The following is a 15593-nucleotide window of genomic DNA, read 5'->3' on the forward strand; positions in this document are numbered from 1 at the left end:
CTGACACCGCCGCTGCACCCGGCGGGAGGCGTTCCCGCGGGAACGTCTGGGGATCCCATGCTCACGACGGCTCCGACCGGGGCCGCGGTGGTCGCCCATCGGGGCGCGCAGGCTAGCGTCAGTGCCATGGCAGAGGGTAAGAAGCGCGAACGGGTGCTGCTCGCGATCGTCGGTGGCATCTTGGTGTGGGGCGGCTTCGGGCTGGCCGCGCTGCAGGTGATCGTCGCGATCGTGCTCACCGTGCAGCGCTCGCCGGTGGCCTGGCCGTGGCTGGCGGTCTCGGTCGCGATCACGACCCTCGTCGGGCTGCTCGGACTCTGGATCGTGCGCAGGTCCAACGTTCCGCTCGGCGACGCCATGAATCTCTGACCCGGAGCAGGGGGCCCGGTGTTGCGAGTCGAGCGCCGGGTTGTCCTCGGCGTACGCGCCACGCCGGCATCGGTCCACTCGGTCGCGGCCCCGCCCCGCCCGTCGCTGCGGGAGTGCCGGTCGACTCGTTCGGATCAACCAGCTCCGTCCTCGAGGACAGGTGCCGAGCAGGTGCCGTACGCCCTCCTCGGCGCGCGCCCGCGTCGAGGGCCGGACAGCAACCAGCCAGGGGTCTCGACCCTGCATGCCCGCGCGCGACGTTCCCGCGGGAACGTCAGACGCTGAGCGGCCCGGGGCGGCTTCGGAGCGGCGGCACCCAGGCCGGCCGTCGACCGACCGCGCCCAGCGTCGGACCGCCCCGTCGACCGAGCCCGACTCCCAGCGGTGGGCCTGGGCCGCGGCAACGCTCTGCTCGCGGATCGCGATTAGACTTACCGCCGCCAGCGGGGAGGGAATCCGGTGCAAGCCCGGAACTGCCCCGCAGCGGTGAGTGGGGACGGCGACCGCGCCGAACGCACTGGGCCGAGCCGTGAGGCCGGGCCCGGGAAGCGGCGGCCGCCGGCAGGCCGGGAACGGCCGGAACCCACGAGTCCGAAAACCTGCCGCTGGTGTCCGGGTCGCCGATCCGGACGTCCGGCGCCGCGAGGGACGGTCCGCCGGATCCCCATCCGGCCGCACCGCGGCCGAGGTCCGGAAGGCCTTGCAGAGTTGAGAATTCACGGCATCCGCGGGCGACTGCTCGCGTTGTTGATCACCGCGACGACGATCGCCCTGGCCGGCTGCGGTACGACAGCGCCCCCGGCCCAGACCTCGTCCTCGGCGCCCGCGGGCGTCGACAGCGCCGGCTGCGTTCAGAGCTTCGATCCCGGCGCCGACTACTACCCCGACAAGCAGAAGCTCGAATTCGCCGACAATTTCACGATCAGTTACCACGGGTCGTATCAGGTGGTCACGGTGAAGCAGCCGGTCTTCGGCGGCAAGCCGGAGAGCTACGTACTGGTCCGCTGCGGGGCGCCGAAGCCCGAGCTGACCGGTGAACTCACCAAGGCGCAGGTGATCACGACGCCGGTACAGAGCCTCTTCTCCGGCTCCACCACGCACCTGCCCGCGCTCGAGGCGCTCGGCCGGCTGGATGCGGTGACCGGAGTCGCCGCGAAGGCGTACATCTCCTCGGAGGCAGCCAAGAAGCGGGCGGCCGGCGCCGAGGTGACCGAGTACGCCGCCGCCGGGACGCCCGACGCCGAGGCGATCGTGGCCGCGAAGCCGGACGTGCTGATCACCGACGGCACCGACTCGCCGGCCTACGCGACGGTCCGGGACGCCGGGATCGGCGTGCTCGGCGGCGCCGAGTTCCTGGAGCACGATCCGCTCGGCCGGGCCGAGTGGATCAAGCTGTTCGCGGCGCTGACCGGCACCGAGGCCCAGGCCGGCCCGGTCTTCGACAAGATCCGCGACGACTACACCAAGACCCAGCAGCTGGTCGCCGACGCGGAGCCGGTCGAGCTGGTGCTCAGCCAGCCCTATCAGGGCGTCTGGTCGGTACCGGCCGGCGGCAGCTTCCAGGGGAAGATGATCAAGGACTCCGGCGGCAGCTGGCCCTGGCAGGACGATCCGTCGACCGGTTCGATCAACACCGACCTGGAGGCCGTCCTCGGCAAGTCGGGATCGGCCAAGACGTGGATCACCACCTCCAACTGGCGGACCAAGAAGGAGGCGACCGCCGAGGAGCCGCGGCTGGCCGAGTTCACCGCGTACAAGTCGGGCAAGCTCTGGGCGCCGAGCAAGCAGCTCAACGACGCGGGCGGCAACAACTACTTCGAGCTGGGCGCGTTGCGGCCGGACCTGACGCTGGCCGACCTCGTCGCGATCACCCACCCCGACCTGCTGCCCGACCACACCTTCACCTTCTACCAGCCCCTCTCCTGACCACCCAGCCGTGACCACCCCTCCCAACCCCGCCGACCCCGCCGACCCCGCCGACCCCGCCGACCCCGCCGACCGGGCACAAAAGCAGCCGTTTCGGCGGCGTGTCACTGCTGTTGTGCCCGGTCGGCGTGGTTGGGGGGTGCGGGGTTCGGGGATGTCGGGTTCCGGGATGTCGGGTTCCGGGATGTCGGGTTCCGGGATGTCGGGTTCCGGGATGTCGGGTTCCGCGGCGCCAGGTTCCGGGGCGCCGGGCTCCGGATCGCCAGGTCCCGGAACACCAGATTCCGAAGCACAGGGCTCCGGAGCACCAGGTCCCGGAACACCAGGTCCCGGAGCACCAGATTCCGAAGCACCAGGTCCCGGAACGCCAGGTGCCGGAACGCCAGGTCCCGAAACACCAGGTCCCGGAGCACCAGGTCCCGGATCGCCGGGTTCCGGGGTGGGGGGTCGGCCGGTACGGCTCGGGCTGGTGCTGGTCGGGTTGGCGGTGGTCGCGCTGGCGGTGGTCGCGGTCGCCTCGGCGGTCGGCACGGTGAACATCCCGGTGCCCTCGGTGCTGCGGTTCCTCTTCACGGGCGACGCCGGGGATCCTTCCTGGACGACGCTGCTGGACCGGGTCCGACTCCCCCGCGTCGGTACGGCAGCGACGGCGGGGGCCGGGCTCGCCGTCGCCGGGCTGGTCATGCAGACCCTGTTCGCGAACCCGCTCGCCGACCCGTACGTGCTCGGCATCTCGTCCGGGGCCAGCCTCGGCGTCGCCCTGATCACCCTCGGCGGCGGGACGGTCGGTGCCGGGTTCGTGGCGATCACCGGCGCCGGGCGGGGCGGCGTGGTCGTCGCGGCGGCGGCCGGCGCGCTCGCCGTACTGCTGGTGATCTTGCTGTTCGGCCGATGGATCTCCTCGGTGATCACGTTGTTGATCATCGGTGTGATGGTGTCGTCGGCGGTCGGCGCGGTCACCTCGCTGCTGCTGGCGTTCGCCGAGCCGGCCCGGCTGCAGCAGTTCATCTCCTGGGGTCTCGGCTCCTTCAGCGGCGTGCCGCGCGGCGACCTGGTGCTGCTCATGACCATCATCGGGGTCGCCGCGATCATCCTGTTCGCCGTGAGCCAGAGCCTGAACGCGATGCTGCTCGGCGAGCGGTACGCGCTGACGATGGGGGTCCGGGTCCGGCTGATCCGCTACACCGCGATCACGGCGACCGCGATCATCGCCGGCGCGGTCACCGCCTACTGCGGCCCGATCGCCTTCCTCGGCATCGCCGTGCCGCACCTGGCCCGGCTGTTGATCGGCACCTCGGACCACCGGATCCTGCTGCCGGCGACGCTGCTGCTCGGGGTGATCGTCGCGGTCGCCTGTTCCATGATCACCCAGCTGCCGCCCGGCGACCTGGTGCTGCCGGTGAACGTCGTGTCGGCGTTGGTCGGCGTGCCGGTGGTGCTGGTAGTCCTGGTCCGGTCGCGCCGGCTCGCGGCGGGAGCGGTCTGATGGACCCCCGGCTCAGCCTGACCGGCGTGGCGGTCGGCTACCGGCGGCACCGCCCCGGGACCGGCACCACGGTGATCGCCGACGGCATCGACGTCGACGCCGCCGCCGGCACCGTGACCGCGCTGCTCGGGCCGAACGGCGCCGGCAAGTCGACCCTGCTCCGCTCGATCGTCGGGCTGCAGCCACTGCTGGCCGGCCGGGCCACCCTGGACGGGCAGCCGATCGACCACCTGCCCCCTCCGGTACGGGCTCGCCGGCTCGCCGTGGTGCTGACCGACCGGGTGGACGCCGGACTGCTCACCGCCCGCGAGGTGGCACAGCTCGGCCGGCATCCGTACGCCCGGCTGACCGGCCGGCTGACCGCCCGGGAACGCGACCTGGTCGACGGCGTCCTGCACCGGCTGCACGCCCACCCGTGGGCCGACCGCCGGTTCGCCGAGCTGTCCGACGGTCAGCGACAGCGGGTGCTGCTGGCCCGCGCCCTGATCACCGAGCCGGAGTTGTTGATCTTGGACGAGCCGACCTCGTTCCTCGACGTGGGCGCCCGGGTCGAGTTGATGATCCTGCTCCGGGAACTGGCCGCCGAGCAGGGGCTGATCATCGTCGTCTCGACGCACGAGGTCGAGCTGGCTCTGCGGACCGCCGATGCGACGTGGTTGATCGACGACGGGACGGTCCGGTCCGGCACGCCGGAGGAGTTGATCACCTCCGGCGCGATCGCCGGGGTGTTCGAGACCCCGGCCGCACGGTTCGACCCGGAGACCCGGACCTTCGGGCCCGTCGCAGGGTTCAGCTCGCAGCCCGGTGCCGACCACCGGCGTCCAGAGCCCGGGAGATCGCCATGGCGGTAGACCGGACCACCGGCGCGAACTGCCGCGCCTGGGCCAGTTCGGTCGCGCCGGTGACCGAGATCGCGCCGACCACGGTCCGCCGGCGAGCGAACACCGGCGCCGCGACGCAGAACAGCCCGGGCCGCGATTCCTCGACGTCGTAGGCAATCCGGGACTCGCGGATCCGGGCCAGCTCGCGGCGCAGCTGGTCCGGCCGGGTGATCGTCCGCCCGGTCCGGGCCTCCAGCGGGCCGGACAGCACCGACTCCACCAGCGCCGGCGAGCTGAACGCGAGGATCGCCTTGCCCAGCCCGGTCGCGTGCATCGGGGCCCGGCCGCCGGGCCGGTAGTGGTTCACCCGGTGCGCCGCCGGCGAGATCTTCTCGATGTAGATGATCTCCGAACCCTTCGGTACCGCGACGTTGCAGGTCAGCCGGGTGATCTCGTTCAGCGTGTGCGCGTACGGAATCGTCAGCTCGCGCAGCTTGGCGTGGTCGGGCACCAGGTGGCCGAGCTCGAACAGCCGGACGCCGAGCCGCATCCCGCGCGGCCCCCGTTCCAGCGCACCCCAGCTCTCCAGGTCGCCGACCAGCCGATGCGTGGTCGACTTCGGGATGCCGGACCGCCGGGCCATCTCGCTGATGCTGAGCTCGACGTCGTGCTCGGAGAACAGGTCGAGCAGCGCCAGGCCGCGCAGCAGCGAGGACCGTGCCGACGGGTCGCCGGACTGATCAGCGGGACGCAACATGTCCGTTCCTCCGCCCGAGATGGTGATCCTGGTGGGGTCGAACGCCGGCGTGGCGCGCACTCAGGACCAGGTCGTAGTATCCGCCCGTTTTCCACGTTTCGCAATCGTTGCGCCACGTTTCGGAATCCGGTTACCGACAGTGCTCGCGTACGGGATTGTCGCCAAGAATGGCCAGCATGACGCTCTCCGTACTCTTCCTCGGCGGGACCGGCACGATCAGCAGCTGGTGTGCCCGGCGCGCGGTCGACGCCGGCATCGCGCTGACCGTACTCAACCGCGGCACCACCACCCGGCGTCCATTGCCCGACGGAGTCGAGGAACTCCGCGGCGACGCCCGCGACCCCGAATCGGTCCGCGCCGCGATCGGCGACCGCCGCTTCGACGTGGTGGTCGACTTCGTCGCGTTCCTGCCCGAGCACGTCGCCGCCGACATCGAGGTGTTCCGCGGCCGGACCGGCCAGTTCATCTTCATCAGCTCGGCGTCGGCGTACCAGAAGCCGGTCAGCCGGCTGCCGATCACCGAGTCGACGCCGCTGCACAACCCGTTCTGGAAGTACTCCCGGGACAAGATCGCCTGCGAGGACCTGCTGATCGAGGCCTACCGGAACGAAGGCTTCCCGGCCACCATCGTCCGCCCGTCGCACACCTACGACGACCTGCGCACGCCGCTGCTCGGCGGTCACGCGGACATCGACCGGATGCGGGCCGGCCGGCCGGTGCTGGTGCACGGCGACGGCACCTCGCTCTGGACGCTGACCCACAGCTCCGACTTCGCGGTCGCCTTCACCGGGCTGCTCGGCGACCGGCGCACCGTCGGCGACGCCTTCACGATCACCTCCGACGAGGCCCTCACCTGGGACCAGGTCTACCGCGCGATCGGCGCCGCCGCCGGGGCCGAACCGGACCTGGTGCACGTCTCGTCGGAGACGATCGCCCGCTACGCGCCCAGCCACGGGCCGGGCCTGCTCGGCGACAAGGCGCACTCGGTCGTCTTCGACAACTCCAAGATCAAGTCCGTGGTGCCGTGGTACGTCTGCCGGGTGCCCTATGCCGAAGGGGCCCGGCGGATCGTCGCCGCCTATGATGCCGATCCGTCACTGGCCACGCCGAACCAGGAGTTCGAGGACGTCTACGACACGCTGGTCGGGCTCGCCACCAGCGCGCCCTGACGTGTCCTGAGCCTGTCGAAGGGCCAGCAGAATCGGGCCTGCCCTTCGACAAGCTCAGGGAGCGTAGCGATCAGTCGAAGTGCAGCGAGTCGGTCCGCTCGCGCTTGATCTCGAAGAAGTACGGGAACGAGGCCAGCGTGACCGTCGCGTCCCAGAGCTTGCCGGCCTCCTCGCCGCGCGGGATCCGGGTGATCACCGGGCCGAAGAAGGCGACGCCGTTGACGTGGATCGTCGGCGTGCCGACGTCCTTGCCGACCTTGTCCATGCCCTCGTGGTGGCTGGTCCGGATCTCCTCGTCGTACTCGCTCGACTCGGCGGCCTCGGCCAGCTCGGGCGGCAGCCCCAGCTCATCCAGCGACTCCTTGATCACCACGGCGAAGTCCTTGTTGCCCTGGTTGTGGATCCGGGTGCCGTACGCGGTGTAGAGCGGGCTCAGGATCTCGTCGCCCTTCAGCCGCGCGGCCGCGATGGCGACCCGCTGCAGCGCCCAGCCGCGGGCCACGCCGGACCGGTAGTCGTCGGGGATGTCCTGCTTCTCGTTGAGGACGGCGAGGCTCATCACATGGAACTTGGTCTCGATGTCGCGGACCTTCTCCACCTCGAGGATCCAGCGGGACGTGATCCAGCAGAACGGGCAGAGCGGGTCGAACCAGAAGTCGGCGCGATCGCGCGCAGTGGTATCAGTCACGCATAGCGATAACCAGGTGCGGCCGCGGGCTATTCCCTCCGCCGCCTCCCGTTAGGCTCGCCGCGTGACTCCGAGCTCGACGTACCGGCTGCAGATCCGACCCGGCTTCACCCTGTCCGATGCGGCCGCGCTGACCGGCTATCTGGCCGAGCTCGGCGTCGGCGCGGTCTACCTGTCGCCGCTGCTGCGGGCGACCAGCGGCTCCGATCACGGGTACGACACCACGGACCCGACGGTGATCGACCCCGACCGCGGCGGCGACCAGGGCTGGCGGGAACTGCTCGCGGCGGCCCGTGAGCACGGGCTCGGAGTGGTGGTCGACATCGTGCCGAACCACCTCGGGATCGCCGTGCCGCACGAGAATCCGGCCTGGTGGGATGTGCTGACCCACGGCCGGGAGTCCCGCTACGCGGACTGGTTCGACGTGGACTGGTCGGCCGGGCCGATCATCCTGCCGGTGCTCGGCGACGAGGGTGCGCCGGAGCTCGTCGACGGCGAGCTGCGCTACTTCGAGCACCGGTTTCCGCTGGCGCCGGGGAGCTGGACCGACGGCGACGACGCCGCGACGGTTCATGATCGTCAGCACTACCGGCTGGTGCACTGGTCCCGCGGTGATCATGAACTGAACTACCGCCGGTTCTTCTCGATCACCACCCTGGCCGGGGTACGGGTCGAGGACGAGCAGGTCTTCGCGGCCACCCACGCCAAGATCGCCGACCTCGTCGCCGACGGCATCGACGGGCTGCGGATCGATCACCCGGACGGGCTCGCCGACCCTACCGGCTACCTGGACCGGCTGCGCCGGCTGGCGCCGGAGGCCTGGATCGTCGCCGAGAAGATCCTGGAGGCCGGCGAGGAGTTGCCGGCCGAGTGGCCGATCGCCGGCAGCACCGGGTACGACGCCCTGGCCGAGGTCGACCGGGTGCTCCGCGACCAGGCTCAGGACGGCCCGCTGACCGCGCTGTACCAGGAACTGACCGGCGACCGCGCCACCTTCCACGATCACGTCGAGCGGGGCAAGCGGATGGCCGCCGAGACCCTGTTCGAGGCCGAACGGCGGCGACTGGCCCGGCTCGCCCCGGAGGTCGAGCGGACCGGCGAGGCGCTGGCCGAGGTCGCCGTCGCCTACGAGGTCTACCGGTCCTACCTGCCGCTCGGCGCCGACCGGCTGGACCGGGCGCTGGCGGAGGCCGGCCGGCGCCGGCCGGACCTGGAGGAATCCCTGGCTGCGTTGGGACCTCGGCTCCGCGACCCGGCCGACTCCTTGGCGGTACGGCTGCAGCAGCTGGCCGGCGCCGTGATGGCGAAGGGCGTCGAGGACACCGCGTACTACCGCTACAGCCGGTTCGTCGGCGGCAACGAGGTGGGCGGCGATCCGGCCCGGGTCGGCGGCACGGTGGCGGAGTTCCACGCCGCGCAGCGACGGCGGCTGGACCGCAGCCCGGACGCGATGACCTCGCTGTCCACCCACGACACGAAGCGCGGCGAGGACGTCCGGGCCCGGCTCGCCGTCCTGCCCGAGCTCCATGATCATTGGGCCGGATTCGCGGCGGCCTTCCTGGACCGGACCGGGCTGCCCAACCGCCGGTTCGGCTATCTGCTGGCGCAGACGCTGGCCGGCACCGGCCCGATCGAACGGGACCGGCTGCTGGCGTACGCGGAGAAGGCGGCCCGGGAAGGGGCCGAGGAGACCGGCTGGACCCGGGTCGACGCCGAGTACGAGAAGGCGCTGCGGGCGGCCATCGAGCTGGCCTACGACGACCCCGACCTGCGCGCGGCCTGGGATCGCCTGGACGCGGTGATCACCGGCCCGGGCCGGTCCAACGCGCTGGCCGCGAAGCTGCTCCAGCTGACCGGGCCCGGCGTCCCGGATGTCTATCAGGGAACGGAACTGTGGACCGACTCGCTGGTCGACCCGGACAACCGTCGGCCGGTCGACTTCGACCACCGGACTCGGCTGCTGGCCGGACTTGATCAAGCTCCGCCGATCGACGACAGCGGTGCGGCGAAGCTCTGGGTGACCCGGACCGCACTCCGGTTGCGCCGGACGGCGCCGGAGCTGTTCACCGGGTACCGGCCGCTGCCGGCGACCGGCCCGGCGGCCGAGCACCTGATCGGCTTCGATCGCGGCGGTGCGATCACCCTGGCCACCCGGCTGCCCGTGGCACTCGCGGCGACCGGCTGGTCCGGCACCACCGTCGACCTGCCCGCCGGACTCAGCGACCAGCTCAGCGGCCGCGACGTCCCGGGCGGCCGGACCGAGCTGGCGACTCTGCTGGCCGACTACCCGGTCGCCCTGCTGACGCCGGCCGGCTGCTGACCCAGTCGGGTCCGGTTGATCATGATCCTTCGGCGCGGGCGGCTCGGAGCGCCTGCCACTCCTCGACCAGTGCCGGAGTCCGTTCGGCCACGAAGCTGAAGAAGTCGCGGGTCTCGGCCAGCCGCCGGCCGGCCGCCGTCTCCGCGCCGACCGCCCCGACACCGCGGTCGAACTCGGCGGCCAGCCGCGGGTAGACCGGGTTCCGGGAGATCACCGCCTCGTACCAGTGATCACTGCCGAGCGAGTACGAGTCCAGCCGGTCACCGGGATTGCGGGACTTGATCAGGAACCCGGCCTGGATCAGCGACCGCCCGGCGCCACTGATCGCGGCGGGGCTCACGGCCAAGGTCTCGGTCAGTTCCGGAACGGTCAGGCTGCCGGTCTCCGAGGACAGGACGGCACCCAGCACCCGGGCGGCCATCCGCTGCAGGCCCGATCCGGCCAGCACCAGGGCCAGCCCCTCGATGAATTCGGCCCGCGCCTCGACCATGATCCCTCCCGTCCCCGGGTCACTGTACCGGGCGTGATCAGCCGGTCCGGAGGTCCCGGTGCCGCAGCGCCTGCAGGCCGATCACGGCCAACGCCGCGGTGATCCCGGTCAGCACGATCAGCGGCAGGACCTGCAGCGCGGCGCCGGTGATGATCTTGCTCACGTACGCGAACGGGATCACCAGATTCGCCGCGGCGTAACGCAGTCCGAGGATCGGGCCGAGGCTCTCGCCGAACACGTTGACGAAGATCCAGGCCAGCCAGCCGCCGGCCACCGCGATCCGCGGGGCCAGTCCGACCAACGCGGTGATCACCCCGGCGAGCACCCAGATCGCCGGCACCTGCACCACCGCGGCCGCGAGCACCCGGCCGACCTGGGCCAGCCCGGTGCCGGAAGTGATCCCGTAGCTCAGCCCGGCGGCGAGCCCGCTGGCGACCATGATCGCCAGACTGCCGCCGAGCGCGATCAGGAGCTGCGACCCGGCCCAGGCGTGGCGGCCGATCGTGGTGGACAGGGCCACCTCGGCCAGCCCGCCGGCCTCCTCGGCGCGGAGTCGCGCCATCACCAGCACCGGGTAGAGCGCGACCGTACCCGCGATCGAGACCAAGATCATCCAGATGAACGTGTCCGCGATCGCCGCGTCGGGCCGAGCCGCGTAGCGCCCCAGGAACTCCCGGATCTGCGGCCCGCCGCGGTCGGCGATCTCCGGCATCCCGGCCGCGACTCCGGCCGTGGCCAGCGAGATCCCGGCACAGGCGGCGAGCCAGCCGAGCAGGAAGCCGCGCTGCAGCCGCCAGGCCAGACCGAGCGCGCCGGAGAGGCCCGGCGCAGCCGAGTCCGGACCCGGCCGCGGAGCGATCACCCCGGAGCCGAGATCGCGGCGGTCGGCTAGCCGGCCCGTGATCACGACCCCGACGGCGACGGCCGCGGCCGGCACCAGCAGGACCACCCAGTGTTCGCCGCCGTACGGCGCGACCAGGTGGCTCCACCCGGTGAAGGACAGCCAGCGCAGGCCGAGCAGTCCGCTGCCGTCGGCCACGAACCGGATCAGGTACGCCAGCCCGAGCGCGACCGCGGCCAGCACGGTGGCACCGCGGGCCCGTTCGGTCAGTTGGGCCGCGAGCACTCCGATCACCGCGGCCACCGCACCGGCCGCCGCCAGCGCCGCGGCGAACGCGAGGCTCCCGGCAATCCCGGTGCCGAGCACGATCAGGCCGATCCCGATCAGCCCGGCGGTGATGATCACGACGCCCAGTGCGATGATCAGCGCGGACAGCCAGGAGGCGTGTCGACCGACCTCGCTGGAACGGACCAGCTCGAGCCGGCCGGACTCCTCCTCCGCCCGGGTCTGCCGGATCACGATCATGATCGCGACCAGCGCCAGCAGGGTGTACAGGATGTCGCCGATCTTCCACACCACCAGGGCGCCGAGCGTGTCGCCGCCCAGCTGGCCGGTGAAGGCCGTCAGCGCGGTGTTGCCGCCGACCTCGCCGGCGAAGGCCTGCCGGTCCGCGGCGGTCGGGAACGTCCGGGCATACTGCAGGGCCGTACCGATGCCGAGCAAGATCAGGAACGCAACGACCCCGATCAGCGCCACCCGATTCCGGCGCAGCCCGAGCCGAACCGCGAAGCCCGTTCCCTGGAAGGGATTCCCGCCGCTCATCGGACCGCTCCGACCGGTTCCTCGACCTGGTAGTGCCGGAGGAACAGGTCCTCCAGGCTCGGCGGCCGGCTGACCAGGCTGCCCACCCCGGCCCGAGCCAGCAGGCCGAGCAGCTCGCTCAGCGCACTCGCACCGACCTGACAATTGATCATGGAACCGGTCAGCCGGACATCGTGCACGCCGGCCAGCCCGGACAGGTCGGGTACGGGCCCGGTCAGTTCGGCGGCGACCGAGGTGCGGGTCAGGTGGCGCAGGCTCGCGAGGGTGCCGGACTCCACCGTGCGGCCGGACCGGATGATCGTCACCCGGTCGCACAGCGCCTCGACCTCGGACAGGATGTGCGAGGACAGCAGCACGGTCCGGCCCGCGGCCCGTTCCTCCCGGATGCAGTCGGTGAAGACCGCCTCCATCAGCGGATCGAGCCCGGAGGTCGGCTCGTCCAGGATCAGCAGGTCCACCCGCGCCGCCAGCGCCGCGATCAGCGCCACCTTCTGCCGATTGCCCTTGGAATAGGTCCGGCACCGCTTCCGCGGGTCGAGGTCGTACCGCTCGATCAGTTCGGCGCGCCGGGCCGGCTCGAGCCCGCCCCGCAGCCGGCCGAGCAGGTCGATCACCTCACCGCCGGTGAGGTTCGGCCAGAGGGCCACGTCGCCGGGCACGTAGGCCAGCCGGCGGTGCAGTTCGGTCGCCTCCTGCCAGGGGTCGCCGCCGAACAGTCGGACCACTCCCCCGTCGGCCCGGATCAGGCCGAGCAGGATCCGGATGGCGGTGGACTTCCCGGCGCCGTTCGGGCCGAGGAAGCCGTGCACCTCGCCGGGCCCGACGCCGAGGTCGAGCCCGTCGAGGGCGAGGTTCGCGCCGTACGCCTTGCGCAGGCCGGCGATCTCGATGGTTTGAGTCACGATCTTCACTCTACGTCCGATTCACAGATTTGTGAAGATCGTGAATTGATCATGCTCTGGTGAACCAGGTCACCAACGCGCCGCTGTCGAACTCCTCCCGCCGAGTCGGCCGGAACAGGGTCGGGTCGAACTCCCCGGCGAACACCGGAATCCCGGACCCGGCGACGACCGGATAGCTCTTGATGATCAGTTCGTCGATCTCCGGCAACAGCGAGGCGGCCAGCTTCCCGCCACCACAGAGCCAGATGTCCAGGCCCGAGTCCTCGGCCTTCAGCCGGCGCACCAGCGACACCGGGTCGTCGACCACCTCGACGCTCGGGTCGTCGACCTGCAGCGTGCTGGAGACGACGTACTCCCGAAGATGGGCGTACGGGTGCGTCGACGGGATCGCCAGGGCCGGCTCGAACGTGCCCCGCCCCATCACCAGCGTGTCGAACGCCTTGTTCTCGGCGCCGTCGAAGCCGAGGGCCTGGCGGATATGGGTCGGCAGCGTCTCCGGGTAGCGCTCGTTGATCCAGTTCATCATCCGCTCCGACACCGGATAGAAGTCGACCTCCTGGCCCGGGCCTGCGATGTAGCCGTCGAGCGACACCCCGACGTAGTAGACGAGCTTTCGCATCCTGTGTCCTCTCCTTGAAGTACTTCAAGCATAGTACTACAGGCAGAGTGGTTATGACGCCGGGTGATGCGACGTGCGTCACGTCGATCGGGCCCCCGGCCGGACTGCCACACCGGTAGTGTCCGGGGTCCGGCCGTGGCCGGGATGCCACCGCTCCAGCACCCACGAGCGTGCGGCCGCCGGCCACGGTCTTTCCCCTCGGCGGTCAGGGAGAGGGAATCAGCCCCTCCGAGCGCACCGCCCAGTCCGCCGGGAAGCCCGGCGCGGAGCGCCCGGGTCCCTCGGCCCAGCCGGCCGCCATCAACGCGACCGCGGCCAGCAGGCCGCCGTTGCCCGGCAGATAGAGCGGCAGCGAATCGGTCTGCCGGTTGTGCCCGTTGGGCAGCGCCACGTTCTTGTGCCGGTCGGCCAGCAGGGCGTCGACGGCCGCCTCCGGCCGGCCGAGCCGCGCCGCGCACATCGCGATCACCGGGTAGTCCCAGCCCCAGGTGCTGGACCAGTCCCAGTCGCCGAGGACGTCGTCCAGGGTCGCCGCCATCACCGCGGAGTTGATCTTGGTCGTCTGCGGCAGCACGCCGAGGGCGCACAGCATGGACGGGTGATCGGTCCGGATCGTGTACGGATCCACGTCGATCGCCGGGTAGCGACCGTCCCGCGGCACCGGCGCAATGATCTTGTCGGAGACCTCCCGCCAGGCCGGGTCGGCAGTCCGGCCGAGCCGCTCCCGCCAGCGGCAGGCGAGGTCGAGGGCCCAGTGCCAGTAGACGAGTTCGTACGTCGGGTTCCACAGCCTGGCCCGGATCCCGCCGTAGCTCTCCTGGGCCGGGATCAGCGGCGGGCCGAGCTCGTACCCGCGACCGGTGGGCACCGCCAGGTCGGCCATCAGGTCGGCGCTGGCGAAGACGATGTCGGCGAACTCCTCGAGCACCGCGCGGGCCGCCCCCGGATCATGATCGACAACGGCCCGGTAGGCCAGCTCGGCCAGGAAGATCGGGTGCGGCTGCTGCCAGACCAGGAACGGGCCGATCGAGCTGGGCGCCTCGCGGGCGTCCGGTCCGACCTGCTTGGGCCAGCGGGCGCCGCGATAGCCCTGCTCGGCGGCCATCGCCCGGGCCGCCGGCAGGGCGCCGTGATACCAGCGCAGGCTTCGCAGCAGCAGTTCCGGCCGGCCCCAGAGCGCGAAGTGGGCGCTGTGCCACCAGTGCATCTCCAGATGGAACTTGCCGCGCCAGGAGTTGCAGATCAGCCCGGTCTCGGCCGGCGGGGTGGAGCCGGCGCTGAGCGCGGTCAGATACTGCGACAACACGGTCCGACGCTCCACCTCGGCCGCCCGCGGATCGTCGGTGCCGGACAGGTCGACGGCACCGCCGCCGGACCAGTAGCCGGACCACCAGCCGGCCGCCCGCCGCTGCACGTCCGTGAACTCCGGTAGCGGCTGCTCGGGCAGCCGATCGGGCCCGAACCACGCCCGGAGCTCGAACTCCCCCGCACCGCCCGGGGCCAGCCGGAACGCGTGCGGGCCGACCCGGCGCAGGCTCGCGCCGGGGCCGGCCGCCAGCCGGAGCTCGTAGCGGGTGCCGTCCACCTGGCGCCGGATCGTCCACCCGCCGGGGGTTGTGTCGATCTCCGTGTGGTGCCGCTCGGGTGCGGTCCAGTCGGCCGAGCGGTGCCAGTCCTCGCTGCCGTACGGGAAGTCGAGCCGGATCGCCAACAGGCCGGACTCGAGGGCCGGCGACGCGATCCGGAGCGCCACCAGATCCCGGTCCGGATCGGCCACGGTGATCACCCGGACCTGGTGACCGGCCAGGCCGAAGGCGCTGTGCAGGGCGCCGTTCCAGGCGTCCAGCCGCTGCTCGGGATGTTCCAGATCCGCCGGGCCGATCGCCTCGCCGGCCGGCCCGCGGTCGGTCCGGACGAAGCCGATCCGGCCGAGGTCCAGCCGGTGCGGGTTGGCCCGCAGCCAGAGATCACGATCATTGGTGCCCTGCTCGGTGCCGCCCTTGACGGCGCCGGTCTGGTCGACGTAGCGGACCGGGCCGCGCGGGCTCTCGTACGTGATCATGGAGTCGGTGATCGCGTACGGCTCCGCGGGCGGCAGGCTGTGCCAGCCCCACTGGCTCATCGTGCCGAGCAGGGTCCCGTCCACCGCCTCCGGATCCCGCGGCCCGACCGGATAGTGCTCGGGGAACGTCTGCAGGCCGGTCAGGTCGGCCGTGAAGCAGAACTCGCCGTTGCCGACCGTCAGCGCCGACCGCGGATCCGCCTCCCGCAACACCACCTCGTGCCGCCGCACCACCGCCTGCCGATCGATGCTGCCGTCCACCGTGCCCCCTCGGGTTTGAGAAATCGCTTTCTCGAGAGGTTATCCGGTCGCTTCACGAAG

Annotated in this window: 13 protein-coding genes and 1 riboswitch; of the genes, 6 read left to right on the plus strand and 7 right to left on the minus strand. The window is 71.7% G+C overall.

The genetic code is table 11. The features are described 5' to 3' along the window. Window positions 1–126: 126 nt before the first annotated feature. The 4 genes from ACFQU4_RS20645 to ACFQU4_RS20660 all read left to right on the plus strand — a co-directional run bounded on the left by ACFQU4_RS20645 (window position 127) and on the right by ACFQU4_RS20660 (window position 4632). Window positions 127–369, plus strand: a complete 243-nt coding sequence (locus ACFQU4_RS20645) for a hypothetical protein (protein WP_377495401.1) — start codon at window positions 127–129, stop codon at window positions 367–369. A gap of 418 nt (window positions 370–787) precedes the next feature. After that, a riboswitch (cobalamin riboswitch) is annotated at window positions 788–991 on the plus strand. An 86-nt stretch (window positions 992–1077) separates the two neighbouring features. Beyond that, the gene (locus ACFQU4_RS20650; protein WP_377495403.1) at window positions 1078–2295 is read left to right on the plus strand and encodes an ABC transporter substrate-binding protein; all 1218 of its coding nucleotides are present in this window, start codon (window positions 1078–1080) and stop codon (window positions 2293–2295) included. 439 nt (window positions 2296–2734) lie between these two features. Beyond that, entirely contained in the window at window positions 2735–3781 is a 1047-nt protein-coding gene (locus tag ACFQU4_RS20655; RefSeq protein ID WP_377495405.1) for a FecCD family ABC transporter permease, read from the plus strand. Further along, window positions 3781–4632 carry an ABC transporter ATP-binding protein gene (locus tag ACFQU4_RS20660; protein WP_377495407.1) on the plus strand — a complete coding sequence of 284 codons (852 nt, stop codon included), beginning with the start codon at window positions 3781–3783 and terminating at the stop codon, window positions 4630–4632. Before ACFQU4_RS20655 ends, ACFQU4_RS20660 begins: the two co-directional genes overlap by 1 nt. Here the strand turns inward: ACFQU4_RS20660 and ACFQU4_RS20665 are convergent. Continuing rightward, window positions 4571–5359 carry an IclR family transcriptional regulator gene (locus ACFQU4_RS20665; protein WP_377495409.1) on the minus strand — a complete coding sequence of 263 codons (789 nt, stop codon included), beginning with the start codon at window positions 5357–5359 and terminating at the stop codon, window positions 4571–4573. The genes ACFQU4_RS20660 and ACFQU4_RS20665 overlap by 62 nt on opposite strands. Before the next feature lie 176 nt (window positions 5360–5535). Here ACFQU4_RS20665 and ACFQU4_RS20670 point away from each other — a divergent pair, with 176 nt between their 5' ends. Then, window positions 5536–6528 carry an SDR family oxidoreductase gene (locus tag ACFQU4_RS20670; RefSeq protein WP_377495411.1) on the plus strand — a complete coding sequence of 331 codons (993 nt, stop codon included), beginning with the start codon at window positions 5536–5538 and terminating at the stop codon, window positions 6526–6528. Window positions 6529–6598: 70 nt separating this feature from the next. Here the strand turns inward: ACFQU4_RS20670 and ACFQU4_RS20675 are convergent, their stop codons facing one another. Beyond that, the gene (locus ACFQU4_RS20675; protein ID WP_377495413.1) at window positions 6599–7216 is read right to left on the minus strand and encodes a DsbA family protein; all 618 of its coding nucleotides are present in this window, start codon (window positions 7214–7216) and stop codon (window positions 6599–6601) included. A 64-nt stretch (window positions 7217–7280) separates the two neighbouring features. Between ACFQU4_RS20675 and treY the strand changes: the two genes are divergently transcribed. Then, window positions 7281–9536, plus strand: coding sequence for a malto-oligosyltrehalose synthase (gene treY / locus ACFQU4_RS20680; RefSeq protein WP_377495415.1), 2256 nt, complete (start codon window positions 7281–7283; stop codon window positions 9534–9536). A gap of 19 nt (window positions 9537–9555) precedes the next feature. Here the strand turns inward: treY and ACFQU4_RS20685 are convergent, their stop codons facing one another. The 5 genes from ACFQU4_RS20685 to ACFQU4_RS20705 all read right to left on the minus strand — a co-directional run bounded on the left by ACFQU4_RS20685 (window position 9556) and on the right by ACFQU4_RS20705 (window position 15533). After that, window positions 9556–10026: a GbsR/MarR family transcriptional regulator gene (locus tag ACFQU4_RS20685; protein WP_377495417.1), complete on the minus strand. Its 471-nt coding sequence runs from the start codon at window positions 10024–10026 to the stop codon at window positions 9556–9558. A 37-nt stretch (window positions 10027–10063) separates the two neighbouring features. After that, window positions 10064–11689: an ABC transporter permease gene (locus ACFQU4_RS20690; protein WP_377495419.1), complete on the minus strand. Its 1626-nt coding sequence runs from the start codon at window positions 11687–11689 to the stop codon at window positions 10064–10066. Then, on the minus strand, window positions 11686–12591 hold the full coding sequence (locus ACFQU4_RS20695) for an ATP-binding cassette domain-containing protein (RefSeq protein ID WP_377495421.1): 906 nt from the start codon (window positions 12589–12591) through the stop codon (window positions 11686–11688). The genes ACFQU4_RS20690 and ACFQU4_RS20695 overlap by 4 nt, the downstream gene beginning before the upstream one ends. Window positions 12592–12640: 49 nt before the next feature. Continuing rightward, window positions 12641–13210, minus strand: coding sequence for a dihydrofolate reductase family protein (locus ACFQU4_RS20700; RefSeq protein ID WP_377495423.1), 570 nt, complete (start codon window positions 13208–13210; stop codon window positions 12641–12643). A gap of 205 nt (window positions 13211–13415) precedes the next feature. Next, a complete protein-coding gene (locus ACFQU4_RS20705; RefSeq protein WP_377495425.1) occupies window positions 13416–15533 on the minus strand; it encodes a hypothetical protein in 2118 nt (705 codons plus the stop codon). Window positions 15534–15593 lie beyond the last annotated feature (60 nt).

It is taken from the genome of Microlunatus sp. GCM10028923 (assembly GCF_042666975.1).
GTDB lineage: Bacteria > Actinomycetota > Actinomycetes > Propionibacteriales > Propionibacteriaceae > Microlunatus.